23 protein-coding genes are annotated in these 25,182 nt (G+C 68.5%); 10 read left to right on the top strand and 13 right to left on the bottom strand.

Annotated elements, in window-relative coordinates; all coding sequences use genetic code 11:
- The first annotated feature begins 81 nt into the window (after nt 1-81).
- From FHW79_RS18975 to FHW79_RS18960, 4 genes are read left to right on the top strand one after another with little or no spacing between them, the layout of a single operon-like run.
- On the top strand, nt 82-732 hold the full coding sequence (locus FHW79_RS18975) for a TetR/AcrR family transcriptional regulator (RefSeq protein WP_183180386.1): 651 nt from the start codon (nt 82-84) through the stop codon (nt 730-732).
- The gene (locus FHW79_RS18970; RefSeq protein WP_183180385.1) at nt 719-1,183 is read left to right on the top strand and encodes an SRPBCC family protein; all 465 of its coding nucleotides are present in this window, start codon (nt 719-721) and stop codon (nt 1,181-1,183) included. Before FHW79_RS18975 ends, FHW79_RS18970 begins: the two co-directional genes overlap by 14 nt.
- Nucleotides 1,184-1,217: 34 nt before the next feature.
- Nucleotides 1,218-1,652 (top strand): VOC family protein, encoded by a 435-nt coding sequence (locus FHW79_RS18965; protein ID WP_183180384.1) that lies wholly within the window; start codon nt 1,218-1,220, stop codon nt 1,650-1,652.
- Nucleotides 1,653-1,693: 41 nt separating this feature from the next.
- Nucleotides 1,694-2,059, top strand: coding sequence for a DUF1428 domain-containing protein (locus FHW79_RS18960; RefSeq protein ID WP_183180383.1), 366 nt, complete (start codon nt 1,694-1,696; stop codon nt 2,057-2,059).
- Between the two features lie 9 nt (nt 2,060-2,068).
- Here the strand turns inward: FHW79_RS18960 and FHW79_RS18955 are convergent, their stop codons facing one another.
- The 3 genes from FHW79_RS18955 to gabD form a co-directional block, all read right to left on the bottom strand.
- On the bottom strand, nt 2,069-2,953 hold the full coding sequence (locus FHW79_RS18955) for a hypothetical protein (protein WP_183180382.1): 885 nt from the start codon (nt 2,951-2,953) through the stop codon (nt 2,069-2,071).
- Between the two features lie 131 nt (nt 2,954-3,084).
- The gene (gene gabT, locus FHW79_RS18950) at nt 3,085-4,371 is read right to left on the bottom strand and encodes a 4-aminobutyrate--2-oxoglutarate transaminase (protein WP_035678320.1); all 1,287 of its coding nucleotides are present in this window, start codon (nt 4,369-4,371) and stop codon (nt 3,085-3,087) included.
- A 28-nt stretch (nt 4,372-4,399) separates the two neighbouring features.
- Entirely contained in the window at nt 4,400-5,860 is a 1,461-nt protein-coding gene (gene gabD, locus FHW79_RS18945) for an NADP-dependent succinate-semialdehyde dehydrogenase (protein ID WP_183180381.1), read from the bottom strand.
- 140 nt (nt 5,861-6,000) lie between these two features.
- Between gabD and FHW79_RS18940 the strand changes: the two genes are divergently transcribed.
- A complete protein-coding gene (locus FHW79_RS18940) occupies nt 6,001-6,585 on the top strand; it encodes a cupin domain-containing protein (protein ID WP_183180380.1) in 585 nt (194 codons plus the stop codon).
- 62 nt (nt 6,586-6,647) lie between these two features.
- Here FHW79_RS18940 and FHW79_RS18935 read toward each other — a convergent pair whose 3' ends face one another.
- From FHW79_RS18935 to FHW79_RS18915, 5 genes are all read right to left on the bottom strand, one after another.
- Nucleotides 6,648-7,478, bottom strand: a complete 831-nt coding sequence (locus FHW79_RS18935; RefSeq protein ID WP_014198219.1) for an ABC transporter permease — start codon at nt 7,476-7,478, stop codon at nt 6,648-6,650.
- Nucleotides 7,475-8,737: an ABC transporter permease gene (locus tag FHW79_RS18930; protein ID WP_183180379.1), complete on the bottom strand. Its 1,263-nt coding sequence runs from the start codon at nt 8,735-8,737 to the stop codon at nt 7,475-7,477. Before FHW79_RS18930 ends, FHW79_RS18935 begins: the two co-directional genes overlap by 4 nt.
- 153 nt (nt 8,738-8,890) lie before the next feature.
- Complete coding sequence (locus tag FHW79_RS18925) at nt 8,891-9,937, bottom strand: ABC transporter substrate-binding protein (RefSeq protein WP_183180378.1); 1,047 nt, start codon at nt 9,935-9,937, stop codon at nt 8,891-8,893.
- Between the two features lie 95 nt (nt 9,938-10,032).
- Complete coding sequence (locus FHW79_RS18920; RefSeq protein ID WP_244947760.1) at nt 10,033-11,130, bottom strand: ABC transporter ATP-binding protein; 1,098 nt, start codon at nt 11,128-11,130, stop codon at nt 10,033-10,035.
- A 301-nt stretch (nt 11,131-11,431) separates the two neighbouring features.
- The gene (locus FHW79_RS18915; protein ID WP_183180377.1) at nt 11,432-12,349 is read right to left on the bottom strand and encodes a LysR substrate-binding domain-containing protein; all 918 of its coding nucleotides are present in this window, start codon (nt 12,347-12,349) and stop codon (nt 11,432-11,434) included.
- Nucleotides 12,350-12,458: 109 nt separating this feature from the next.
- On the opposite strand from FHW79_RS18915, the gene FHW79_RS18910 reads away from it, so the two are divergent.
- From FHW79_RS18910 to FHW79_RS18900, 3 genes are all read left to right on the top strand, one after another.
- Complete coding sequence (locus FHW79_RS18910; RefSeq protein ID WP_183180376.1) at nt 12,459-13,661, top strand: acyl-CoA dehydrogenase; 1,203 nt, start codon at nt 12,459-12,461, stop codon at nt 13,659-13,661.
- A 244-nt stretch (nt 13,662-13,905) separates the two neighbouring features.
- The gene (locus tag FHW79_RS18905; RefSeq protein ID WP_183180375.1) at nt 13,906-15,108 is read left to right on the top strand and encodes a CaiB/BaiF CoA-transferase family protein; all 1,203 of its coding nucleotides are present in this window, start codon (nt 13,906-13,908) and stop codon (nt 15,106-15,108) included.
- A gap of 85 nt (nt 15,109-15,193) precedes the next feature.
- Complete coding sequence (locus tag FHW79_RS18900; RefSeq protein WP_137104751.1) at nt 15,194-16,120, top strand: DMT family transporter; 927 nt, start codon at nt 15,194-15,196, stop codon at nt 16,118-16,120.
- 9 nt (nt 16,121-16,129) lie between these two features.
- On the opposite strand, the gene FHW79_RS18895 is transcribed toward FHW79_RS18900, so the two are convergent.
- The 3 genes from FHW79_RS18895 to FHW79_RS18885 are packed head-to-tail and all read right to left on the bottom strand — an operon-like array spanning nt 16,130 to nt 18,946.
- Entirely contained in the window at nt 16,130-16,510 is a 381-nt protein-coding gene (locus tag FHW79_RS18895; RefSeq protein WP_183180374.1) for a hypothetical protein, read from the bottom strand.
- Nucleotides 16,511-16,528: 18 nt separating this feature from the next.
- Nucleotides 16,529-17,839: a hypothetical protein gene (locus FHW79_RS18890; RefSeq protein WP_183180373.1), complete on the bottom strand. Its 1,311-nt coding sequence runs from the start codon at nt 17,837-17,839 to the stop codon at nt 16,529-16,531.
- A gap of 3 nt (nt 17,840-17,842) precedes the next feature.
- Nucleotides 17,843-18,946 carry a hypothetical protein gene (locus FHW79_RS18885; RefSeq protein WP_183180372.1) on the bottom strand — a complete coding sequence of 368 codons (1,104 nt, stop codon included), beginning with the start codon at nt 18,944-18,946 and terminating at the stop codon, nt 17,843-17,845.
- A gap of 189 nt (nt 18,947-19,135) precedes the next feature.
- On the opposite strand from FHW79_RS18885, the gene FHW79_RS18880 reads away from it, so the two are divergent.
- Together FHW79_RS18880 and FHW79_RS18875 are read left to right on the top strand one after the other, a co-directional pair.
- Nucleotides 19,136-21,154 (top strand): AsmA family protein, encoded by a 2,019-nt coding sequence (locus FHW79_RS18880; protein ID WP_183180371.1) that lies wholly within the window; start codon nt 19,136-19,138, stop codon nt 21,152-21,154.
- A gap of 33 nt (nt 21,155-21,187) precedes the next feature.
- Nucleotides 21,188-22,969, top strand: coding sequence for an SLC13 family permease (locus tag FHW79_RS18875; RefSeq protein WP_183180370.1), 1,782 nt, complete (start codon nt 21,188-21,190; stop codon nt 22,967-22,969).
- Nucleotides 22,970-22,978: 9 nt separating this feature from the next.
- Here the strand turns inward: FHW79_RS18875 and FHW79_RS18870 are convergent, their stop codons facing one another.
- Together FHW79_RS18870 and FHW79_RS18865 are read right to left on the bottom strand one after the other, a co-directional pair.
- Nucleotides 22,979-23,803: an aldo/keto reductase gene (locus tag FHW79_RS18870; protein WP_183180369.1), complete on the bottom strand. Its 825-nt coding sequence runs from the start codon at nt 23,801-23,803 to the stop codon at nt 22,979-22,981.
- A gap of 58 nt (nt 23,804-23,861) precedes the next feature.
- Nucleotides 23,862-25,055: an MFS transporter gene (locus FHW79_RS18865; protein ID WP_183180368.1), complete on the bottom strand. Its 1,194-nt coding sequence runs from the start codon at nt 25,053-25,055 to the stop codon at nt 23,862-23,864.
- Nucleotides 25,056-25,182: the final 127 nt, after the last annotated feature.

Here is a 25,182-nt window from a genome sequence, read left to right as displayed (position 1 = left end):
CCGGCCGGTGGCGATCCTGGTGTTATGACGGCAACTTCTGACGCTTGACGTCCATACCAACCGTTCGGTATGTTTCCATCCATGCCGAGACCCGCCAAACATCACCCCGAACGTGGCGACGCCCGCACCCGGCTTCTCGAAGCGGCGCGGGACGTCATCCGGGCCAAGGGCTTCGCGGCGACCTCCGTCGATGATCTCTGCAAAGCGGCGGGGGTCACCAAGGGCGCGTTCTTCCATCATTTCGAGACCAAGGAAGCGCTCGGCGTCGCCGCCGCCGCTTATTGGACGGAAACCACCTCGGCCTTCTTCGCGAACGCGCCGTACCGCAAGCTCGACGACCCGCTCGACCGGCTGTTCGGCTATGTCGAGTTCCGCAAGGCGATCATCGACGGCGATCCCGCCGAATTCACCTGCCTCGTCGGGACCATGACGCAGGAGGTCTACGGGTCGCACCCGGCGATCCGCGACGCCTGCGCCGCCAGCATCTTCGGCCACGCGGCGACCCTGGAGCCGGACATCGCGGCGGCCATGGCGGCGCGCGGCATCGAGGCCGACTGGACCCCGGCCAGCCTCGCGCGGCACACCCAGGCCGTCCTCCAGGGCGCCTTCATCCTCGCCAAGGCGACGGGCGGGCGCGCGGAGGCGCTGGACAGCGTCGATCACCTGAAACGCTACCTCACGCTGCTCTTTTCAACGCCCCGTTCGAAAGGGAACCCCCATGACGGAAGTTGAGCGCGACCTCGTCCTGACCCGCAGCCTCGACGCGCCGCGCGGCGCGCTGTGGCGCTGCTGGACCGAGCCCGAACTGCTGAAACAGTGGTTCTGCCCCAGGCCCTGGTTCGTGTCCGAGGCGCGGATGGACTTGCGGCCGGGCGGCGAGTTCTTCACGCTGATGAACGGCCCGAACGGCGAGTCCTTCGGCGAACCCGGCGTCTTCCTCGACGTGGAGGAGGGGCGGCGCCTCGTCTTCACCGACGCCTTCCGTCCCGGCTGGCGGCCGTCGGGCCGGGCCTTCATGACCGCCGAGGTGCGGTTCGAGGATGCGGGCGCCGGCCAGACCCTCTACACCGCGCGCGCCATGCACTGGAGCGCCGAGGCGCGCGACGAGCACGAGAAGATGGGCTTCCACGAAGGCTGGGGCAAAGCGACCGACCAGCTCGAAGCCCTCGCCAAAACGCTCTGACACAAGAACACTCTGACCGGGAGGAAACGAAACCATGGAACCGACGATCTACCTGTTCTTCAACGGGACCTGCCTGGAAGCGATGACCCACTACGCCGAAACCCTCGGCGGCGAAATCGTCTATGTGTTCCGCAACGGCGACGCCCCGGATGCGGACAGCCGGATGCCCGGCGACGACCAGCTCGTGATGAACATGATGGTGAAGCTGGGGGCGACCACGGTGATGGCCTCCGACTCGTCGGACTGCATGTACAGCACGCCTCAGGGCTTCCGGGTGCAGATCGCTCCGCCGTCGCTCGCCGAGTTCGACCGTGTGTACGACGCGCTCGCCAAGGACGCCCGATCCGTGGAGATGGCGCCGGGCGAGACCTTCTGGGCCGAGCGCTTCGCCATGTTCACCGACCGCTTCGGCACGCCCTGGATGCTGAACCACACCGGCGCGAAGGACCCAGGCGCGGCGGCGTCCTGACGGACGGGGCCGAAGCGTCAAACAAGAAGGGGAGGAACGACATGAGCTACATCGACGGGTTCGTCATCGCGGTGCCGACGGCCAACAAGCAGGCCTTCATCGACCACGCGAACACGATCGACGTTCTGTTCAAGGAGCTTGGCGCGACGCGCATCATCGAATGCTGGGGCGACGACGTGCCCAACGGCAAGCTCACCGATTTCCGCCGGGCGGTGCAGGCGACGGACGACGAGACGGTCGCCTTCTCCTGGATCGAATGGCCGGACAAGGCGACGCGGGACGCCGCCATGGGGCGGATCGAGGAGCTGATGAAGACCGACGAGCGGTTCAGCCCTGAGAAGAATCCGATGCCCTTCGACGGAAAGCGGATGATCTTCGGCGGCTTCGCGCCGGTCGTCGAGCTGTGAGCGCCCCCCTCAGGGGCCGGTGAGCACGCCGGCCTCGCTGTGTGAAAGCCCAAGGTCCGCGGCGGCGCCGCGCATCAGCGCCGCCGCGTCCCGCTCCCTCATGCGCCGGTATCCCGCCTCGGCCAGCGCCTCGCGCCGCGCACCGTCGGCGACCAGCGCGCAGGCCGCCGCGACCAGCCCGTCGTAGGGGGCGAAGGCCATGGCGTCGAGCAGGTCTGAGTCGATCTCGGTGTCGGGGTGGCGCTCGGCCAGCACCGCCTTGCGGTTGGACAGCAGGTGGGAGACGCGGACGATCTCGAAGATGCCCGCCTCGTAGTAATGCAGGTTCAGCACCAGCTTCGCATCGGCGATGAAGCCGTCGCGCAACGCTCCATAATAATGCTGGAGGGCGACCACGGTCAGCCCGCGCTCGCCCAGCGCGTCGAGGATGGCGCGGCGGCGCGGGTTCACCGCGCCGTAGAACAGCACGTCGATGCCGGGGGCGGGGCTGTTGGGGATGCGGGTCATCTCGTCCACATGCCCGATGGGGACGAGGCGCGCCCGGATGCCCTGGCCGGCCAGTTCGGCGATGTTGCGCAGGCTGTAGTCCCACACCCGGCAGCGGCGCAGCAGGTCCAGGTAATGGGCGTTGCGCGGGTGCAGCGTGGCGATCTGCTCCAGATTGTACAGGATGGTGCCGCTGGGCAGCCGGTCGCCTTCCTCCGGCGTCAGGTCGTGCCCGCCCAGGACGATGGCGCGGCGCCGGCGGCCGACGCGGTTCCACACGATCTCCGCGTCGATGCCCAGGCGGCGCAGCGCGAAGCGCAGGGTTTCCGCGACCTCGCCGAAGACGCTGGCCCCGGCGTCGCCCAGGCCGCTCTTCTTGATGATGACGATGTCGATCCCGCCGGCCATGCGCTTGCCCCTCCGTTCCGCGCCCTCATCCTAAAGCGTGGGCGGGCGGGCGCACAAAAAGAAACCCTCCTCCCCATGTGGGAAGGAGGGCGTGCAGTCTGGGGACTTCAGTGAAAAATCAGGTCGCGGCCTCAGGCCGAAACCAGCTCCTCCAGGGAGCGCTCGATGATGTCCAGGCCCTCGTCCACCAGCGCGTCCGACGCGGTCAGCGGAACCAGGATGCGGATCACGTTGCCGTAGGTGCCGCAGGACAGCAGGACGAGGCCCTTCTCCGCCGCCTTGGCGACCAGCGCCTTGGTCAGCTCCGCCGCCGGCTCCTTGGTGCCGCGGTCCTTCACCAGCTCCATGGCGATCATGCCGCCCAGGTTGCGCACGTCGCCGATCACCGACAGCGTGTTGCGCTGGGCCATGGTGCGGAAGCGGCCGGCGATGCGCTCGCCCAGGTCGTTGGAGCGCTGGATCAGCTTCTCCTCCTCGATGACGTCCAGCACGGCCAGCGCCGCGGTGGTCGCCAGCGGGCTGCCGGCGTAGGTGCCCCCGATGCCGCCGGGGATCGGGGCGTCCATGATCTCCGCCTTGCCGGTGACCGCCGACAGCGGGAAACCGCCGGCCAGGCTCTTCGCCATGGTCATCAGGTCGGGCTCGACGCCGGAATGCTCGATGGCGAACATCTTGCCGGTGCGGGCGAAGCCGGTCTGGATCTCGTCGATGATCAGCAGGATGCCGTTGTCGTCGCAGATCTTGCGCAGTGCCTGCAGGAACTCCGGCGGGGCGATGTTGAAGCCGCCCTCACCCTGCACCGGCTCCACGATGATCGCGGCGACGCGGGTGGCGTCCACGTCCGACTTGAACAGCTGCTCCAGCGCCTTCAGGCTGTCCTGGACGCTGACCCCGCGGTAGGCGTTGGGGAAGGGCGCGTGGTAGACCTCGGCCGGGAAGGGGCCGAAGCCGACCTTGTAGGGCACGACCTTGCCGGTCAGCGCCATCGCCAGCAGCGTGCGGCCGTGGAAGGCGCCGGAGAAGGCGATCACACCCGGACGGCCCGTGTGGGCGCGGGCGATCTTCACCGCGTTCTCGACGGCTTCGGCGCCGGTGGTGAAGAAGGCGGTCTTCTTCGGCGTGGAGCCCGGCACCAGCGCGTTCAGCCGCTCCGCCAGGGTCACGAAGGACTCGTAGGGCGTGACCATCGCGCAGGTGTGGGTGAAGCGGTCGAGCTGGGCCTTCACCGCCTCGATGATCTTCGGATGGCGGTGGCCGGTGTTCAGCACCGCGATGCCGCCGGCGAAGTCGATGAAGCGGTTGCCCTCGACGTCCCACAGCTCGGCGTTTTCGGCGCGGTCGACATAGACCGGCATGGCGTTGGCGAGGCCGCGCGGAACGGCGGCGTTGCGACGATCCTGGAAGGACTGGTTGCTCATCTCAAACCCCCGATTGGAAAGGATGGCGTCAGGCGCCCAGGCCGACGCACAGGTACTTGATCTCCAGGAAGTCCTCCACACCGTACTTGGAGCCTTCCCGCCCGATGCCCGACTGCTTGATGCCGCCGAACGGCGCGACCTCGGTCGACAGGATGCCTTCGTTGATGCCGACCATCCCGTATTCGAGCTGCTCGGCCACACGCCACACCCGGCCGATGTCCCGGCTGTAGAAATAGGCCGCCAGACCGAATTCGGTGTCGTTCGCCATGCGGATGGCGTCGGCTTCCGTCTCGAACTTGAACAGCGGGGCCACCGGGCCGAAGATCTCCTCGCGGGCCACGCGCATCTCGGTGGTGACGCCGGTCAGGATCGTCGGCTCGAAGAAGGTGCCGCCCATCGCGTGCCGCTTGCCGCCGAGCGCGACCTTGGCGCCCTTGGCCAGCGCGTCGCCCATCAGCTCCTCGACCTTCTCGACGGCCTGGCCGTTGATCATCGGGCCCTGGGTGACTCCGGCCTCCATGCCGTTGCCGACGCGGATCTGCTTCACCGCCTCGGCCAGCTTGGCGGCGAAGGCGTCGTAGACGCCGGCCTGGACCAGCAGGCGGTTCGCGCAGACGCAGGTCTGGCCGGAGTTGCGGTACTTGGACGCGAGCGCGCCCTTGACCGCCTCGTCCAGGTCGGCATCGTCGAACACAATGAAGGGCGCGTTGCCGCCCAGCTCCAGCGACACCTTCTTCACCGTGTCGGCGGACTGGCGCATCAGGATCTTGCCGACCTCGGTCGAGCCGGTGAAGGACAGCTTGCGCACGATCGGGCTGGCGGTCAGCTCGCCGCCGATGGCGACCGGGTCGGACCCGGTGACGATGTTAAACACACCGGCCGGGACGCCCGCGCGCTCGGCCAGCTCGGCCAGCGCCAGGGCGGACAGCGGGGTGTCCTCCGCCGGCTTGACCACGATGGTGCAGCCGGCGGCCAGCGCCGGGCCGACCTTGCGGGTGATCATCGCGTTGGGGAAGTTCCACGGGGTGATCGCCGCGACGACGCCGATCGGCTCCTTCAGGACGACGATGCGCTTGTTGTCGGCGAAGCTGGGGATCACGTCGCCGTAGACGCGCTTGCCCTCCTCGGCGAACCACTCGATGAAGCTGGCGCCGTAGGCGACCTCGCCGCGGGCCTCGGCCAGCGGCTTGCCCTGCTCCAGGGTCATCAGAACGGCCAGATCCTCCTGCGCCGCCATGATCAGCTCGAACCAGCGGCGCAGGATGGCCGCGCGCTCCTTCGCGGTCTTGGCGCGCCACGCCGGCAGGGCGGCGTCGGCGGCGTTGATGGCCTGCCGCGTCTCTTCCGCGCCGACGTCGGCGACCTGGGCCAGCTCCTCGCCCGTCGCCGGGTTGGTGACCGCGAAGGTCTTGCCGGAGAAGGCGTCGCGCCACGCGCCGTTCACATAGGCTTGTGTCCGAAGAAGGCTCTGGTCGTTCAGCGACAGCATGGGAATCAGCCTCGATTTGCGATGTGAAGGGAGCGTACCCATGTTTAATAAATTAAACAACCCTAATCGGGTGTTGAGTTTTTGATGACGCACACACGCGAATCCGGTATGCCTTCCGGTCAGGAGCGAGGAACCGATCCATGGATGTGGACGCTGTCGATTTCAACGTGGGCGCGCGCCTGAAGCAGGTTCGCGAAGCGCACGCCCTGTCCCAGCGCCAGTTGGCGCAACGGGCGGGCGTGACCAACGGCACCATCTCGCTGATCGAGCAGAACCGGTGCAGCCCGTCCGTCTCCTCGTTGCGCAAGGTGCTCCAGGGCATTCCGATGACCCTGGCGGAGTTCTTCTCCTCCGACGACCTGCCGCCGCGCGAGCAGATCTTCTTCAAGGGCAGCGATCTGGTCGAACTGACCGGATTGGTGAAGAGCCGGGTCGGCTTCATGTCCTTCCGGCAGGTCGGCGACCTGCACGGCCGCAACCTCCAGGTCTTGCACGAGCGATACGCCCCCGGCGCCGACACCGGCGGGCGCACCATGCTCCAGCATGAATCGGAGGAGGGCGGCGTCGTCATCAAGGGCCGGATCGAGCTGACGGTCGGCGACCGCAAGGAGATCCTCGGTCCCGGCGACGCCTATCTGTTCGACAGCCGCATTCCGCACCGCTTCCGCAACGTCGGCGACGAGGAATGCGAAATCATCAGCGCCTGCACCCCGCCGTACCTGTGACATCACTCCACCGGATTTGAGGAAAGGCCGGGCCGCCCATCGGGCCGCCCGGCTTTTTCATGTCAGCGCAGGTTGCCCTTCAGCCGCTCGTTGCGGCGGCGCAGCGCCTCCAGCGTGGCGAGCAGGATGACCGAGATGGTCGTCAGGATCACCGCCGCCGCCGTGATGGTCGGGCTGATGTTCTCGCGGATGCCGCTGAACATCTCGCGGGGCAGGGTGCGCTGCTCCGGACCCGCCATGAACAGCACCACCACCACCTCGTCGAAGCTGGTGGCGAAGGCGAACAGGGCGCCCGAGGCCAGACCCGGCAGGATCAGCGGCAGGATCACCCGGCGGAACGCGTAGATCGGCGAGGCGCCGAGCGAGGCCGCGGCCCGCGCCAGGTTCATGTCGAAGCTCTGCAGCGTCGCGCTGACCGTGATGACCACGAAGGGTGTGGACAGCGCGGTGTGCGCCAGGATCAGCCCGGCGTAGCTGCCGGTCAGGCCCAGCGGCGCGAAGAAGAAGTACAGGCCGACCGCGGTGATGACGCCCGGCACGACGACCGGCGACAGCACGATGGCCAGCACCAGCGGCTTGAACTTGCTCTTCCACTGGGCGAGGCCGAGCGAGGCGAGCGTGCCCAGAACCATCGACAGGATGGTCGAGGCCACCCCGATGATGACGCTGTTCTTCAGCGACGACACCCAGCGCGGGGAGTTCAGGAAGTCTTCGTACCAGCGCAGCGACAGGCCCGGCAGCGGGTAGGTCAGGTAGGAGCCGGAGCTGAAGGACAGCGGCATGATCGCCAGGATCGGCGCCATCAGGAAGACCAGCACCAGCGAGGCGACGACCACGGTGGTGATCCAGGCGACGCGCTGGCTGGCGGTGCGGGGGGCGTGGTTGTCGCTCAATTCTTCATCCCTCCCGTGACCTGCTGGCCGTGGACCAGCTTTCCATAGACGACGGCCAGCAGCAGCGTGGCGAGCAGAAGCACGGCACCCAGCGCCGAGGCCAGACCCCAGTTGACGGTTTCCGTCGTGTAGAAGGCGATGAAGTAGCTGATCATCTGGTCGGCGGCTCCGCCCACCAGGGCCGGCGTGATGTAGTAGCCGATGGCCAGAATGAAGACGAGCAGGCTGCCCGCCCCGATGCCGGGCACGGTCTGCGGCAGGTAGATGCGCAGGAAGGCGGTGACCGGCGAAGCGCCGAGCGACGCCGCGGCCCGCATGTAGGCCGGGGAGATCGACCGCATGCTGCTGTAGAGCGGCAGGATCATGAAGGGCAGCAGCACATGCGTCATCGCCACATAGACGCCGAAGCGGTTGTAGATCAGGCGCAGCGGCTCGTCGATCAGGCCGATCCAGCGCAGGCTGTCGTTGACGATGCCCTCGCTCTGCAGCACGACGATCCAGGCGCAGGTGCGCACCAGAAGCGAGGTCCAGAAGGGCAGCAGCACGAAGATCATCAGCACGTTCGACTGGCCCGTGGGCAGCGTCGCCAGCATGTAGGCGACCGGGAAGCCCAGGATCAGGCAGAGGACCGTCACGCCCAGGCTGATGGTGAAGGTGCGGCCGAAGACGTCGCGGTAGATCGCCTGCTCCTCGGGGGCGGCGACGATGGCGCCGTCCAGGTTGCGCGTCAGGTCGAGCGCCCCCAGCAGGTAGAAGCTGGTGAGCGGCCCGCTGGCGCCCTTGATCGCCGCCCAGGTGGCGCGTTCGCCCCAGGCCGGGTTGATGCCGATCAGCGTGTCCTTGGCGGTGCCGGGTTCGGGCAGGGCCTTCAGGTTGCGCGCCGTGCCCGACATGATGGTGCGGAAGCCGTTCAGCGCGTAGTTCAGCCGCTTGGACGCGATGGCGACGGTGCCGGCGTCGCGCGCCGTGCGGATGTCGCCGGCCAGCGCGGCGAAGGCCGGCTCGCCCGGAACGTCCTTGCCGTCCCAGTCGGCCAGGGCCGCGACGGTGTGGGGCAGGACCTGACGCACCTCCCAGTCGTCGACCGAGCGCCAGAGCATGCCGGCGATGGGACCGAGGAAGGTGAAGAGCAGGAAGAGGAGGAGCGGCAGGATCAGCGCCAGGGCCTTGAGCCGGCGCGTCCGCTCCGCCCGTTTCAGGCGGCGCTTGAGAGGCACCTCGGACGACGCATCGGCGCCGGCGACGAACGCGGCTGTCATGGGCGGCCTATTTCGAAAATGCGGTAGAGACGTGTGCGGGGTGGTCGAGGTGGGCCCCCACCCCGGCCCTCCCCCGCTTCCGCGGGGGAGGGAGATTGATTCCCTCCCCTGCGTCAGCGGGGGAGGGTTAGGGTGGGGGCTCTGCTCAGCGGCTTACTTCGCCGCCCACTTGTTGAAGCGCTCGGTCAGGCGGTCGATGTTCTCCAGCCAGAAGGGAACGCTGATCTCGACCGCGTTCTTCATGTTTTCCGGGGCGGTCGGCAGGTCCTTCAGCACGGCCGGGGCCAGCTTTGACGGGGCGTCCTTGTTCGAGGTGCCGTAGGCGATGTTCTCGGACAGCTTGGCCTGGTTCTCCGCCTTGCCGACGAAATCGAGGAACTTGTATGCGGCCTCCTTGTTCGGGCTGCCCTTCAGGATCACCCAGCTGTCGATGGTGTAGAGCGCGCCGTTCCACACCATGCCGAAGTTCTTCTTCTCGGCCTTGTTGGCGGCGTCGATGCGGCCGTTGTAGACGGAGGTCATCGCCACCTCGCCCGAGGCCAGGAGCTGCGGCGGCTGGGCGCCGGCCTTCCACCAGACGATGTCGTTCTTGATGGTGTCCAGCTTTTTGAACGCGCGCTCCAGGCCCTCTTCGGTGCCCAGGACCTTGTAGACGTCCTTCGGCGCGACGCCGTCGGCCATCAGAGCGATCTCAAGGGTGGTCTTGGCGCCCTGGCGCAGGCCGCGCTTGCCCGGAAACTTGGTGGTGTCGAAGAAGTCGGCCCAGCTCTTCGGCGCGTCCTTCAGCTTGTCCTTGTCGTAGCCGAGGACGAAGTCGTACACGATCGCGCCGACGCCGCAGGCATCGACGGTCTGCGGCAGGTAGGCCTGCTCGCCGCCGATCCGGTTGAACTCCATCGTCTCGAACAGGCCCTCTTCGCAACCGACGGCCAGTTCCTCGCTTTCCACCTGCACGACGTCCCAGGTCGCCGCACCGCCCTGGACCTTGGCGCGCAGCACGCCGATGCCGCCGTCCCAGGACTCGTCGTTCATCGGGGTGCCGGCCTTCTTGAACGGCTCGAAATAGACCTTCTTCTGGGCTTCCTGATAGGCGCCGCCCCAGGACACGACCGTCAGGTCGCGGGCCTGCGCGGCGGTGGCCAGCGCCACACCGGCAGTGAACGTCGCAAGGAACCCAACTGCCACCTTAAGCTTCGACATCGTCCCCGTTCCTTCATTATGCGTGGTTGCGTCAGGAGGTGTTGCGCGCCCCCGGTCCCCCCTCCCGGAGAGACCGGACGGACGGGTGCGGCCGATCACACGGGATCGAGCGCCCGGCAGTCCTCGGGGCGGAAGCCTATGGACACGCTCTGGCCGTGGCTGAGGCCCGCATGGGCGCCCGGCGGCAGCTTGACCATGAATTCCCCGTTGCCGGCGACCTTCAGCACAGCCAGCGCGTGGTCGCCGAGATAGATGGTGTCCTGCACCTGGGCGGGCAGGGCGTTCATGCCGTCCGGGGCCTGCCCGTCGGTCAGGATGCTGATGCGCTCCGGCCGGACCGACAGCGCGGTGGCGGCCCCGGCGCCGGCGACGTTGACCGCCTGGGCCACGACCGAACCGCCCGACGCCAGCGCCACGCGGCAGAAGCCCTGTTCGATATTCTCGACGGTGCCGCTCAGCACGTTGTTCTCGCCGATGAAGTTGGCGACGAAGCTGTTGACCGGGCGTTCGTACAGCGCGTCCGGCTTGTCGATCTGCTGAACGATGCCGTCGTTGAACACCGCGATGCGGTCCGACATGGTCAGCGCCTCGCTCTGGTCGTGGGTGACGTAGACGACGGTGATGCCCATCGTCTCGTGCAACTGCTTGATCTCGAGCTGCATGTGCTCGCGCAGCCGCTTGTCCAGCGCGCCCAGCGGTTCGTCCATCAGGACGAGCTGCGGGTTGAAGACCAGCGCGCGGGCGAGCGCCACGCGCTGCTGCTGGCCGCCCGACAGCTGGCCGGGATGGCGGTGCGCCAGATTCTCCAGCTTGATCATGCGCAGCGCCGACCGCACCCGCTCCTTCACCTCGGACCGCGGCATCTTGCGCACGGTCAGCGGGAAGGCGACGTTCTCCTCGATCGTCAGGTGGGGGAACAGCGCGTAGTTCTGGAAGACCATGCCGATGTCGCGCTTGTGCGGCGGCATGTTCTTGATCGGCCGGTCGGCGAGATAGATATCGCCGTGGGTGGGGACCTCGAAGCCGGCCAGCATCATCAGCGTGGTCGTCTTGCCCGAGCCCGAGGGGCCGAGCAGGGTGACGAACTCGCCCTTCTTGATGTCGAGGTCGAGGTTCTTCACCACGAGGTGTTCGCCGTCATAGGTCTTCTGGACCCCGACGAAGCGCACCAGTGCCTGTGCGGTCGTGACCATGCCGCCGTCCATCATCCTCCCCCCGTCCGAGGTGTCCCGAGCGCGGTCCGGAGTCAGGGTTGCGTTCCCGACACAGGACCTATGCAATGGGTCAGACGGTATACCCGTTTAATAAATTCGACAAGCCCGATGCTCGCATTGTGATCAATTCAACGGTTCGGCATGGGGCTGACGAAATTTTGTGCATCTGCGAAGGCCGTGCACGCGGTTTGAACGGGAGTTTGCTCCTTCCTTGACCGCTTGAAAACCCAGACTTTGGGAGGCTTGGGGTTCGGACGGGCGATTTTTCCCGAGTCGCCGCTCACGCGCTGGCGATGGGTGGAACAAACGGAACGATCCGCTCTACGAGACCGGTGAATTTTTTCACCAGGGGCGAACTTTCGTTGCTCCGTTGCGCCAGTTGCAAGGTGGTGACGGCGTCCGGCGTGTCGAGCGGCCGGTACACCACCCCCTCCAGCGCCACCTGCCGCAACTGGCCGGGCAGAATCGATACGCCCAGCCCGGCGGCGATCAGCCCGATGATGGTGAAGGCCTCGCGCGCGTCCTGGGTCACGTTGGGGCGGAAGCCGGCGGCGGCGCACAGCGCGAAAACCTGCTCGTGGGTGCTGGTGCCGAAATCGGCGGGGTAGAAGACGAAGGGCTCGTCGCGCAGGGCGGCCAACGGCACGACCTCCCGCCCGGCCAGCGGATGGTCGGCGCGCATCACCGCCAGCAGCGGCTCGCGCACCACGTCGTGGAAGCGGAAGGACTCGGGCTCGGGGACGAAGCGCGGCTCGCGGATGAAGCCGACGTCGAGCCGGCGGTCGGCCAGCGCCGTCAACTGCTGCTTGGACGGCAGCTCGACCAGGGTCAGATGCACGTCGGGATGGGCGCGGCGGTAGGCGTCGATGATCCGCGGCACCATCGGCAGGAAGGGGGCCGCGGCGGTGAAGCCGACGCGCAGCTCGCCGACCTCGCCCTTGGCGGCGCGGCGGGTCAGCACGGCGGCGCGCTCCGCCCGCGCCAGGATCTCCCGCGCCTCGCCGAGCAGGAGCTGGCCCGGCTCGGTCAGTTCGACCCGGCGCTTGGTGCGCTCGAACAGGCGGGCGCCCAACTCGGCCTCCAGCGCCTGGATCGACTGGCTGAGCGGCGGCTGCCCGATGCCCAGCCGGGCGGCGGCGCGGCTGAAATGCAGCTCCTCGGCGACGGCGACGAAATGGCGGAGATGGCGCAGGTCCATGACGCCTTATTTATATGAGGATCATATTAAAGTCCCCTGATAAATGTATTTGAACCATGAAAGCGACCGCGCCATGTTGGGGCGCATCGGACCTAGGGAGATTTCAAACATGGCCGCCAAGACCGGAGCCGCCTCCGCCAAGCTCGCTTCCTTCGCCTGGGAGGACCCGCTGCTCCTCGACGAGCAGCTGACCGAGGACGAGCGGATGATCCGCGACGCCGCGCGCAGCTATTGCCAGGACAAGCTGCTGCCGCGCGTGACCGAGGCCAACCGGCACGAGATCTTCCACCGCGAGATCATGAACGAGATGGGCGAGCTGGGCTTCCTCGGCTCGACGATCGACGGCTACGGCTGCGCCGGGGTCAACTACGTCTCCTACGGTCTGGTCGCCCGTGAGGTCGAGCGGGTGGACAGCGGCTACCGTTCCGCCATGTCGGTGCAGTCCTCGCTGGTCATGCACCCGATCTACGCCTACGGCAGCGAGGCCCAGCGCGAGAAGTACCTGCCGAAGCTCGCCACCGGCGAATGGATCGGCTGCTTTGGCCTGACCGAGCCGGACGCCGGCTCCGACCCCGCCGGCATGAAGACCCGCGCGAAGAAGGTCGCGGACGGCTACATCGTCAGCGGCGCGAAGATGTGGATCACCAACTCGCCGGTCGCCGACGTCTTCGTCGTCTGGGCGAAGAACGACGAGGGCAAGATCAACGGCTTCGTGCTGGAAAAGGGCATGAAGGGCCTGTCTGCGCCGAAGATCGAGGGCAAGTTCTCGCTCCGCGCCTCGGCCACCGGCGAGATCGTCATGGACGAGGTGTTCGTGCCGGAGGAGAACCGCCTGCCGAACATCGAGGGCATCGTCGGTCCCTTCGGCTGCCTGAACCGCGCCCGTTACGGCATCGCCTGGGGCGCCATGGGTGCGGCTGAGTTCTGCTTCCACGCCGCCCGCCAGTACCAGATCGACCGCAAGCAGTTCGGACGCCCGCTGGCCGCGAACCAGATCCCGCAGCTCAAGCTCGCCAACATGCAGACGGAGATCGCGCTGGGGCTTCAGGCCGCGTTGCAGGTCGGTCGCCTGCTCGACGCGGGCAAGGCGGCGCCGGAGATGATCTCGCTCATCAAGCGCAACAACTGCGGCAAGGCCCTGGACATCGCCCGCGTCGCCCGTGACATGCATGGCGGCAACGGCATCGCCGACGAGTTCCACGTCATCCGCCACGTGATGAACCTGGAGGCCGTGAACACCTACGAGGGCACGCACGACATCCACGCCCTGATCCTGGGCCGCGCCATCACCGGCATCCAGGCCTTCGCGTGAGGTGATGTTTGTTGTCCCTCTCCCGCCTCTCGCGCCCGCTTGCGGGCGCTGACGGCGTCAGGCGGCCAGGGCCGCCGAGAGCCCCGGGAGAGGGAAGGGGCCCACGCCCCCGGGCGTGGGAAGGGTGAGGGTCGTCCGAGAATCAGCGCCTTGATTCTTGGACGACCCTCACCCGCCCGCTGACGCGGGCACCCTCTCCCGGGGCGGGAGAGGGAATGAGGCGCTCTTCCATAAGGACCCCAGCATGCCCGGCCCGCTTTCCCATGTCCGTGTCCTGGAACTCTCCCGCGTGCTCGCCGGGCCGTGGGCGGCGCAGACGCTGGCCGATCTCGGCGCGGACGTCATCAAGGTCGAACGGCCCGGCGCCGGGGACGACACCCGTGCCTGGGGTCCCCCCTGGGCGGGCGAGGAATCGGCCTATTTCCTCTCCACCAACCGTGGCAAGCGGTCGATCACCATCGACTTCGAGCGCCCGGAAGGCCAGGAGCTGGTGCGCAAGCTGGCTGCCCAGGCCGATGTCGTGATCGAGAACTTCAAGGTCGGCGGGCTGGTCAAGTACGGGCTCGACTATGACAGCCTGAAGGCGATCAACCCCGGCCTCGTCTACTGCTCGATCACCGGCTTCGGGCAGGACGGCCCCTACGCCAAGCGCGCCGGCTACGACTTCATGATCCAGGGCATGGGCGGGCTGATGAGCATCACCGGCCAGCCCGACGCCGAGGCGGGCGGCGGACCGGTCAAGGTCGGCGTCGCGGTCACCGATGTCTTCACCGGCCTCTACGCCACCATCGGCGTGCTCGGCGCGCTGGCCCACCGCGACCGGACGGGGGAGGGGCAGTGGGTGAACCTCGCCCTGCTCGACGTGCAGGTGGCGGTGCTGGCGAACCAAGCCATGAACTATCTGGTCGGCGGCAAGGCGCCGCAGCGGCTCGGCAACGCGCACCCGAACATCGTGCCCTACCAGGCCTTTGCCACGCTGGACGGCCACATCATCCTGGCGGTCGGCAACGACGGGCAGTTCGCCAAGTTCTGCCAAGTCGCCGGCCGTCCGGAACTGGCGCAGGACCCGCGCTACGCCACCAACCCGGCCCGCGTCGCCAACCGTAAGGAGCTGGTGCCGATCCTGGAGCTGCTGCTGGAACAGCGGACCAGCCGCGACTGGCTGTCGGCGCTTGAGGCGGTGGGCGTGCCCTGCGGGCCGATCAACGACGTGTCGCAGGTCTTCGCCGACCCCCATGTCCAAGCCCGCAACATTCACCAGGACCTGCCGCACCCGACCGCCGGGACGGTGCCGACGGTGGCGAGCCCGATCCGCTACTCCGCGACCCCCATCGAGCACACGGTCGCCCCGCCGACGCTCGGCCAGCACACCGACGCCGTGCTGGAGGAGGCGCTGGGCCTATGCGCGGCGGACATCGCCGCCCTGCGGGAGAAGGGCGTGGTCTGAACCGCGCGCACCCGTCATTTTGCCGCCCCGATTCCATCCCTTCCCCTGCCGCTTGCGGGGGGAGGGATTTTTTGCGTGAACCGAGATGATCGCCTCCAGCACCCCGTCCTCCGCCGCCACCGACACCCGCCTGGGCATCCTGCTGATGCTGCTGGGCATGTCGCTGTTCACCGTCAACGACGCGCTCGGCAAATGGCTGGTCGCCGACTATCCGGTGGCGATGCTGCTGGCCATCCGCAGCCTGTTCGGCGCGATGCTGCTGGCCCCGCTGATCCTGCGCGAGGGGGTGCGCTCGGTCTTTGCGGTGAAGCGGCTGCCGTTGCATCTTCTGCGCGTCGGCTGCGTGGCGGGTGAGGTCGCCTGCTTCTACTGGGCGGTGCGGTCGCTGCCGCTCGCCAACGTCATGACCATCTACATGGCCGCCCCGCTGATCGTCACCGCCCTGTCGGTGCCGCTGCTCGGCGAGAAGGTGGGCTGGCGCCGCTGGGCGGCCGTGGTGGTCGGCTTCGCCGGGGTGGTGATTGTGCTGAACCCGACGGGCCAGTTCGACGCGGTGCCGTCGCTGGTCGCCCTGTTCGGCACGCTGGTCTTCTCCACCGGGCTGATCTCCACACGGCTGCTGCGCGATTCGAGCAACCTGTCGCTGGTCAGCTTCCAGACCTTCGGCACCGGCCTGCTCGGCGGTGCGGCGCTGCCGCTGGTCTGGGTGCCGCCGCCGGGGCTGGACTTCCTGCTGCTGGGGGCGCTGGGCGTCACGGCGCTGGCCGGGCACGCGGCGATGAACCGCTCGCTCCAGCTCAGCCCGGCGGCGGTCGTCGTGCCGTTCCAGTATGTGTCGATCATCTGGGCGGTGGTGCTGGACCTGCTGGTCTGGGGCACGGCGCCGACCCTGCGCATCATCGTCGGCGCGCTGCTCATCATCGGCAGCGGCCTGTTCGTCTTCCACCGCGAGCAGGCGCTGAACCGCGGCGCGGCGGCCGAGGCCAACGCCAGCGGCGGCCCCGGCGCTTAAAAAGGGCGTCTAAAGCGGGAAGAAGCGTGGCTCCAGCCGGACGGCGACGGGCTCCACCGGAGTCCAGCCGAGGCGCGCGATCACCGCGTTCGACTCCACGGCGCGGCGGCCCGGCCCCAGCGACCATGTGACGTGGTAGGTTCCGCCGCCCGGCCGGTCCGTCGTCCCGGCGATGGCGACGACCAGCGCCTGCACGCCGTCCCCGTCATCCGCCAGCCCGACAACGGTCCCCTCACGCTCCGTCGGCAGCGGATGACGTGCCCCGACGCCGTGGGCCAGCGTGACGTGATGGGCGACGGTGCGGGCGTAGCGCGCCGGGAACCGCGCCAGCAGGCGGGCGCGTTCGGCCCCCGGCAGCGCCCAGCCGACATAGCCGCGGCGACGCGTCATGCGATCTCTCCGGTCCCCTCAGCGGCGCCCACCCCTCAGGATGTCGTCCATGATCTGGTTGGCCTCCGCCGGTCCGGCAATCAGCTCGATCATGCGGATGGCGGTGTAGCCGGTCCGCGCGTCGCCGATGCCGTCGGAAAGCGACTGCCGCGCCGTGCCGGTCAGCGAGGCGGTGGCCTGCTGGGTCACGCTCTTCAGCTCGCCGCGCAGGCCCAGCGTGTCGGCGATGGTCGAGCATTTGCGCAGGGCGCGGGCCTGGTTCTCCGCCAGCGTCATCCGCGCCGTGTCGGTGCCGGGGACCAGCGTCTCCACCGCCGTGAGGATTTCGGTGTCCGCGCCGTCGAGCACCTGGCTGCGCACCAGCTCGTGCACCGAGTTCCGGATGATCTTCAGCCGTTGGTCGAAGTCCTTGTTGCGGCTGTGCTCCATGGCGTTGCGCGTGGCCTCGAGGCTGGCCACCAGATCGACCGCGAGGGTGGCGGCCGCCATGCGGTCCACCGTGCCGCCGGAGGCCGAGGCGACGCCGCGCGACCGCTCCTCGATCTGCGCCACCACCGTGCCGCTGAGATCCAGGAACAGGGCGGCGCGCTCGCTCGACTTCTGGCCCAGATCCATGTCCCACAGGCTGCCCAGCAGGATCGACGGGTCGGACAGGCGGGCCGCGGCCAGCAGGATGAACAGCTTCAGCGCGTCCGGCCGCCCGCGCGCGACCTGCCGCCCGATGGCCTGGATGCCGTCCAGATGGTCCTTGTGCAGCTTCTGGATCGGCTTGGGCGACAGGGCGGCCTTCAGTTCGGCCACCGGCTGGGCGATGGTCAGGATGCGGGCGATGTCCTCGATGGTGCGGAGGCGGTCGGGGTTCAGCCGCAGTCCCAGTTCGTCCGCGAAGCGCCCCGTTTCCGTCTGCTCCAGAATGTCGGCCACGGCGGCGGAGGCCATGGACCAGAAGGCGCGGGCCGGCTCTGCCCGCGATGCACCGTCGCCCAGCGCGCCGGCGACGCCGCGCAGCCGCTCCTTGCCGATCCGGCTTTCCACCAGCGGCCACAGGGCGTTGACGGCGTCGCGGTCCACCTTGTTCAGCGGAGCCGGCTGGTTGCCGGTGGGAAGCTGGAACAGGTCCTCGAACGGTTCGCAGAACAGCCGCTTGAAGGTCGCGCGCCGCCTGGGCCGCACCTCCGCCAGACGGGGACGGATCAGCGAGAAGGTGTGCCGGACCTCGGGATGGTCGCCGATCTGCTGGAGCAGATCGACCACCTGCCGGAAGCGGGCCTCGTCGATGTCGAGAAGCTTGGTGCCGAGGCTGAGGAGGGCTTTGGGGTCGGTCGTCATGGGTCAGGCCGCCCTCGCCTTGATCGCCTCGATCCGCATCACGAGGTCCATGTCGAGCTGGCCGCTGCGCCAGTCCACATAGGCGCGCACGGTGCGGCGGTTCGAGGCCAGCAGACGGTCGGCCAGCAGCGCATGGTCGGACTTTTCCTCGTCCTTGGGCAGCAGGGGCAGCACGCGGAACAGCTCGTGCACCGTCATGTCCTGCTCATGCTTGCCCCGGGTCTGGGCCTCCGTCCAGCTCGTGATGATGAAATCCCAGCCGTCGAGCAGCCAGGACAGCCGGGTGGTCGACCTGCGCACCAGCGTGCGCTTGGTCTCCCACTGGCGCAGCAGCGTCTCGAAGGCCGCCACCGACTGGTCGAGCTGGTTCACCACATTGCGGACCTGGTTGAGCGTGTGCTCCGCCACCTCCGCGCAGAAGGTGCCGATGGGGGCGGCCTCCGACACGCTGCCGTTCGCCCATTCGGTCATGCTGTCGCGGAACTGCAGCAGGTCGCGCGCCAGACGGCGCAGCCGGGCCGGCCGGGGCGAGGTGGCGACGCCCACCGGCTCCATGAAGGTCGCCAGCTCGGCCACGCGCGCGTACAGTTCTGTCGGCTCCAATGCGAGGCTCTGCGCCGCCTTGGTCATGTAGCTGCGGGTCAGCTGCTCGCCCTTCTCGGAGCCGAGGCCGGCGCGCAGGATGTCCGTCGACTCCAGCCCGACCGCCTTCAGCACTTCGACGATGAGCTGGTAGTTGATGAGCAGCCGCTGCTCGTCCTCGTCGCGCAGCGCCGCCTCCGCCGCCTCCACGGCCAGCGGCCCGGCGAGGCCGCAGCGCGCCGCCTGGAGCACCGCCTTGCGGATGTCGTCCGGCGAGCAGCCGTCCGCCTTGCGGATCAGGTCCTGCAACATGCGGTCGTGGACGGTCATCGGAAAGGCGGCCGGCAGGCTCTTCCACGGCACCACATAGACGCCGTGCCCGTCCGACAGGTTGGGGATCAGCACCTCCAGCTTGTCCCGGTCGTCCTTGCGCACCCGCGTCTGCGCCAACACCGGCGTGGTGAAGGCCACGGCGGCGCCGCGCTCCTCGAAGGTGGAGGGGGCAAAATTCGTAAGTGAACGCATGGTTCTCGGGTCGGGAGGAAAGTGGAACGCCGTGTGGTACCACCCGTAGCATGATTCGCTCAATTTTTCGTTAAATCTGCACAAGATCGTCCTCTTCTCTGCCCTTTGGAGGTAAGGCGTCACACCGCCGGTCATTTGCCCGTTATTCAGCCAGAGGGTGCGGTGCAGGCAGGCAAAGGGGCGCGGGGGATGGCCGTGGTGAAATGGATCGGCTACGGCCTGTTGGGGCTGGTGGTGACCGTGGCGGCGGGGGGCGGCATCGCCTTGGCCGTCTTCGACTGGAACGACGCCCGCGGCTTCATCGCCCGGCAGGCATCCAAGGCGCTGAACCGTGAGGTCGCGATCAACGGCGATCTCAACGTGCGGTTGGGAGACCCGCTGCGCATCCGCGTCGAGGGACTCCGGGTCGCCAACGCGGAGTGGAGCGACGACAAGACGATGGCGGAGCTGCGGGTGCTGGACCTCCAGCTTCGCCCCTGGCCGCTGCTGCGGGGTGATTTCGAGTTCCCGGAGATCCGCCTGTCGGGTCCCAAGCTGCTGCTGGAGAAGAACCGGGAAGGCGTGGCCAACTGGGACTTCGGCGGGCCGGACCCGCGCAAGGAGGCGGCGAAGGAGACGGTCAAGCCGGAAGACCGCACCGACCTGCCGATCATCGAGACGCTGGTGGTCGAGGAGGGGCGCCTGCGCTTCCGCGATCCGACGCGCAAGGTCGACATCGACAGCGGCGTCAACACGGCGGTCGGCGGCAACGGCGACCAGGAGGTTCGGCTGGAGGGCAAGGGCGACTTCGCCGGCAAGCCCTTCACCCTGACGGCGGCCGGCGGCTCGCTGGAATATCTGCGCGACGACCCCAAGCCCTACCCGCTGCGCGTCGAGACCGCCATCGGCAAAACCCGCGGCAAGATCGAGGGCTCCATCGCCGAGCCGGTGCGGCTCCAGGGCGTCGACCTGTCGGTTGACCTGCGCGGCGACGATCTGGCCGACGTTTTCCCGATCCTGGGCATTCCGGTGCCGACGACGCGGCCCTACGCCATCTCCGGCCATCTCGGTCGCGAGGGCGACATCTGGAGGTTCGAGGGGCTGAACGGCAAGGTGGGCGAGAGCGACCTGTCGGGTCAGATCGCGGTGGATATCGGCGGCGAGCGGCCGCGGATCACCGGCGACCTGACCTCGCGCAAGCTGGCGGCGGTCGATCTGGCGGGCTTCATCGGCGCCTCCCCGGAAGGGCGCGGCGACTACCCGACCAAGGGGCGGGAGCGGATCATCCCGGCCACCGAGGTCCCGCTGGAGAAGCTGCGCACCGCTGACATGGACGTGAAGTTCCGCGGCGAGCATGTGGAGGCGCCCTTCTCCACGCTGGACGCGCTGGACGCGCGGGCCAAGCTGGAGAACGGGCGGCTGGTGCTCGACCCGCTGTCGCTCGGCGTCGGCGGCGGACGGGTGGCCGGGACGGCGGTGCTGGACGGCGGGCGAAAGACCCCGGCGCTGGACGTGAATCTGGACGTCCGGCAGATCAAGCTGGCCCGGCTGTTCCGCGAAACGGCCTTCGCGCAGGAGATGGGCGGCACGGCCAGCGGGCGCATCCAGCTCAAGGGGCAGGGGAGCACGGTCGCCAACATCCTGGGTTCCTCCGACGGCAAGCTGGGCGTCGCGGTGGACGGCGGGCGGATCACCAGCTACGCGGTCAAGGGGCTGAAGACCAACATCCTGGAAACGCTCGGCGTCGTCCTGTCCGGCGACAAGCCCTTGCCCTTCAACTGCCTGGTCGCCGACGTGACGGTGAAGGACGGGCTGGTGGAAAGCCGCGCGCTGGTGCTCGACACGCCGGAAACGCTGGTGACGGCGGACGGCACCATCAACCTGCGCAGCGAGGCGATGGACCTCACCGTGCTGGGGCGCGCCAAGAGCCCCCAGATCTTCGCCACCCACGTTCCGGTGCATGTCCGCGGCACGCTGGGGGCGCCGGACATCGGGGTGAACGCCACGGAGTCGGCGGCGCGCGGCGCCGCCGCGGTGGCGCTGGGCGTCCTTTTGACTCCGCTGGCCAGCGTTCTGCCTTTTCTTGACCCAGGCAGTGACGAGCAGCCACACTGCGGCGAACTCGTCCGGAACGCCCGGTCGCCGTCGAACGCCAACACCGGTTCCAGCGGGGCCGGCAAGGGGCGCGACGCGGCCCCATCGGGCTCCCCATCCGGCAAATCCCAATAACGACGCACCAACAATTCCCGAAAAAAGGGCTGCATGACGCTCGACCAGGGACTCGCCTTCGGCATCATCGGCGCGGTGATCGCGCTGCTGATCTGGGACAAGCTGCGCTACGATCTCGTCGCCATGCTGGCGCTGCTGGCGGCGGTGGCCGTCGGGATCGTCAAGCCAAAGGACGCCTTCAGCGGCTTTTCCGACGACATCGTCATCATCGTCGGCTCGGCGCTGGTGGTCAGCGCGGCGGTCGGCCGCTCCGGCATCGTCGAGGAGGTGATGCGCCCCCTCAGCGCCCGCATGAAGACCGTGCCGGCGCAGATCATCGTGCTGACCGGGGCGGTGACGCTGCTGTCCGCGGTGGTCAAGAACATCGGGGCGCTCGCCATCTTCATGCCCATCGCCATGCAGGTGGCGCGGCGCAACGGGACGAAGGTGTCGTTGCTGCTGATGCCGATGGCTTTCGGCTCGCTGCTGGGCGGGCTGATGACGCTGGTCGGCACCTCCCCCAACATCATCGTCAGCCGCCTGCGCAACGAGATGGTCGGCGAACCCTTCACCATGTTCGACTTCACGCCGGTCGGCCTGACCATCGCGGTGGCGGGGGTGGCCTTCCTGACGGTCGGTTACCGCCTTCTGCCCACCGGCCGGCAGGCGGCCACGGGCAGCGCCGGGGGGTTCTCCATCGACGACTACACGGCGGAGGCCCTGCTGCCGGAGAAGTCGCCCTTCGTCGGCAAGACGGTCGCCGACCTGGAGGCCTATGGCGAGGGCGACGTGACGGTCGCGGCGATCATCCGCGGGCGGCACCGCCGCCACATTCCGTCCGGCCACTGGGTGCTGCTCGCGGGCGACGTGCTGGTGCTGGAGGCCGACACCCAGGCGCTGGGCGACCTCGTGAAGCACGCCGGCCTGGAGCTGATGCATGAGAAGGAGCTGGAGGGGGTGGAAAGCGACGAGGATCTGGCGGTCCTCGAAGCGGTGGTGGAGCCGCGCTCCCCCCTGATCGGCAGCAACGTCGAGGATGTCGAGCTGCGCGAGCGCTATGGCGCCAACCTGCTGGCGCTCAGCCGGCGCGGCCGGCCGATCCGCCAGAGGCTGCGCCGCGTCCGCTTCCAGCCGGGCGATCTGGTGGTGCTCCAGGCGCGGGCGGCGGGGCTGTCGGACACGCTGAACGAACTCGGCTGCCTGCCGCTGGCGGAGCGCAACCTGTCCATCGGGCGGCGGCGCAAGCGGCGGATCGCGCTGGCCGTGATGGCGGTGACCATCGGGCTTGTGGCGACCAGCCTCGTTCCGGTGACGCTGGCTTTCTTCGGTGCGGCGGTCGCCATGACGGCGCTGCGGGTGATCACGCTGAAGGAGGCCTACGAATCGATCGAGTGGCCGATCCTGGTGCTGCTGGGCGCCCTGATCCCGGTCAGCGAGGCGTTGCGCACCACCGGCGGAACCGAGTTGATCGCCGGCTGGCTGTCCATCGCCGCGCAGGGGCTGCCGCCTGTCGGGGCGCTGGCCCTGATGCTGGTGGCGGCGATGGCGGTGACACCCTTCCTCAACAACGCGGCCACCGTGCTGGTGATGGCCCCCATCGCGGCCAGCCTCGCCAACCATCTGGGCCTGCGGCCCGATGCCTTCCTGATGGCGGTGGCGGTGGGGGCGGGCTGTGACTTCCTCACCCCCATCGGACACCAGTGCAACACGCTGGTCATGGGGCCGGGCGGCTACCGCTTCAGCGACTACGCGCGTCTCGGTTTGCCACTGTCGCTGATCGTCGTCGTGCTGGGCACGACGGCGATCGCTCTGTTCTGGCCCCTGATGCCGCATTAGCCCCGGACGTCAGTCCCAGGCGGGCGCCAGACCGTCCGGGCTGACGATCCGCCCGTCGGGGCGGGCGAGGCCATGGATGGCCGCCATGTCCGCCTCCGACAGCGCGAAGTCGAAGACGGCGAGATTCTCGGCGGCGCGCGTCTCGCCAACCGTCTTCGACAGGGCGATCACTCCCTCCTGCTGCACCAGCCAGCGCAGGACCACCTGGGCAGGGCTCTTGCCCAGCCGGACGGCGATGTCGGTCAGCACCGGGTCCTTGAAGACTTTGCCGTCGGCCATCGCGTAATAAGCGGTGACCGACTGGCCGTGGCGGCGCGCCGCCTCCAGCATCACCGACTGGTCGAGATAGGGGTGGTATTCGATCTGGTTGGTCACGATGGGCGCCGTGCTGAGGCGCACGGATTCGTCCAGAAGCGCCCGGTTGAAGTTGCTGACGCCGATGTGGCGGGTCTTGCCGGCGGCCCGGACGGCGTTCAGCGACTCGATCTGCTCGGCGAGCGGGACGTCCTCGTTCGGCCAGTGGAGCAGCAGCAGGTCCACATAGTCGGTCCGCAGCTTCGCCAAGCTTTCGTCCACCGAGCGGCGGAAGTCGTCGGCCTTGTAGTTGCTGACCCAGACCTTGGTGGTCAGGAAGACCTCGCCGCGCGGCAGGCCGGATGCCTTGATGGCCTCGCCGACCTCGCTCTCGTTGCCGTAGATCTGGGCGGTGTCGATGTGGCGGAAGCCGAGCTTCAGGACCTCCGGCACCATGCGCAGCACGTCGGGGCCGCTCATGCGGAAGGTGCCGAAGCCGAGGGCGGGAATGGAGGCGCCGTTGGCGGTCACGGTGTGCATTGGTCTCGATCCTCTCGAAGGCGGTGTTCTTCTCAATGTAATCAAGCGGGCTGGGTAATCACGCAGGCTGGGCGACGGCCTCGCCGCGGCGCCCGTCCCTGCGGTCCAGTGCGCCGCTGAGCAGGGTCAGCGCCAGCCCACCCAGGACGAACAGCCCACCCACCCACGGTGTTGCCGCGAGGCCGAGCGCGCTGTCCACCACCCGCCCGCCGAAGAAGGCACCGGCGGCGATGCCCAGGTTGAAGGCGGCGATGTTCAGGGCCGAGGCGACGTCCACCGCCCCCGGCGCATGGCGCTGCGCCAACTGCACGACATAGAGCTGGAGCCCCGGCACGTTGGCGAAGGCCAGCGCGCCCATGCCGGCCAGGGTGATCAACGCCGGGACCGGGCTGGAGGCGGTGAAGGTGAAGACGATCAGCACGACCGCCTGGAGGGCGAACAGCCACGCCAGCGCGCGGACCGGGTTGCGGTTGGCGAGCTTGCCGCCCACCATGTTGCCGACCGCGATGGCCGCGCCGTAGAGCACCAGGACGAGGCTGACCGTGCCGCTGGAGAAGCCGGTGATCGTCTCCAGGATCGGCGCCAGATAGGTGAAGGCGACGAAGGTCCCGCCATAGCCGAGCGCCGTGATGGCGAAGGCCAGCAGCAGGCGCGGCTTGGCCAGCACGCGGACCTGCGTGCCGAGGCCGGCGGCTGGCGGCTGGCTGAGCTTCGTCGGGACCAGGGCCGCCACGCCCAGCGCGCCGATCACGCCCAGAGCGGAGACCGCCAGGAAGGTGGCGCGCCAGCCGAAATGCTGGCCGATCCAGGTGCCCATCGGCACGCCGGTGACGATGGCGATGGTCAGGCCGGAGAACATCATGGCGATGGCCGAGGCCCGCTTGTCCTCCGGCACCAGATCGGCGGCGATGGTCGCGCCGACCGAGAAGAAGACGCCGTGCGCGAAGGCGCTGAGCACGCGGGCGGCCAGCAGCGTCTCGTAATTGGGGCTGACCCCGGCCAGCAGATTGCCGGCGATGAAGAGACCCATCAGGCCGAGCAGCAGCGGCTTGCGCCGCAGCCGGCCGGTTAGCGCGGTCAGGACCGGGGCGCCGACGGTGACGCCCAGCGCGTAGACGCTGACCACCATGCCGGCCATCGGCAGGCTGACGTTCAGGTCGGTGGCGACGGTCGGCAGCAGGCCGACGATGACGAATTCCGTCGTTCCGATGGCGTAGGCGCTGATCGCCAGCGCCAGCAGTGCGAGTGGCATGACTGAAGGCTCCATCCATGCGAGCTGTGCAGGACGCATCAGATGAGCCAAAAATCCGGGATGCGGAATGCCGTCCGTTTTCGCATGATCGTGTCATTGAATGACAAGATCGACGAAAGGGCGGACA

The organism is Azospirillum sp. OGB3 (genome assembly GCF_014192915.1).
Classification (GTDB): Bacteria; Pseudomonadota; Alphaproteobacteria; order Azospirillales; family Azospirillaceae; genus Azospirillum.
This window is presented reverse-complemented; position numbering and strand designations above follow the sequence as displayed.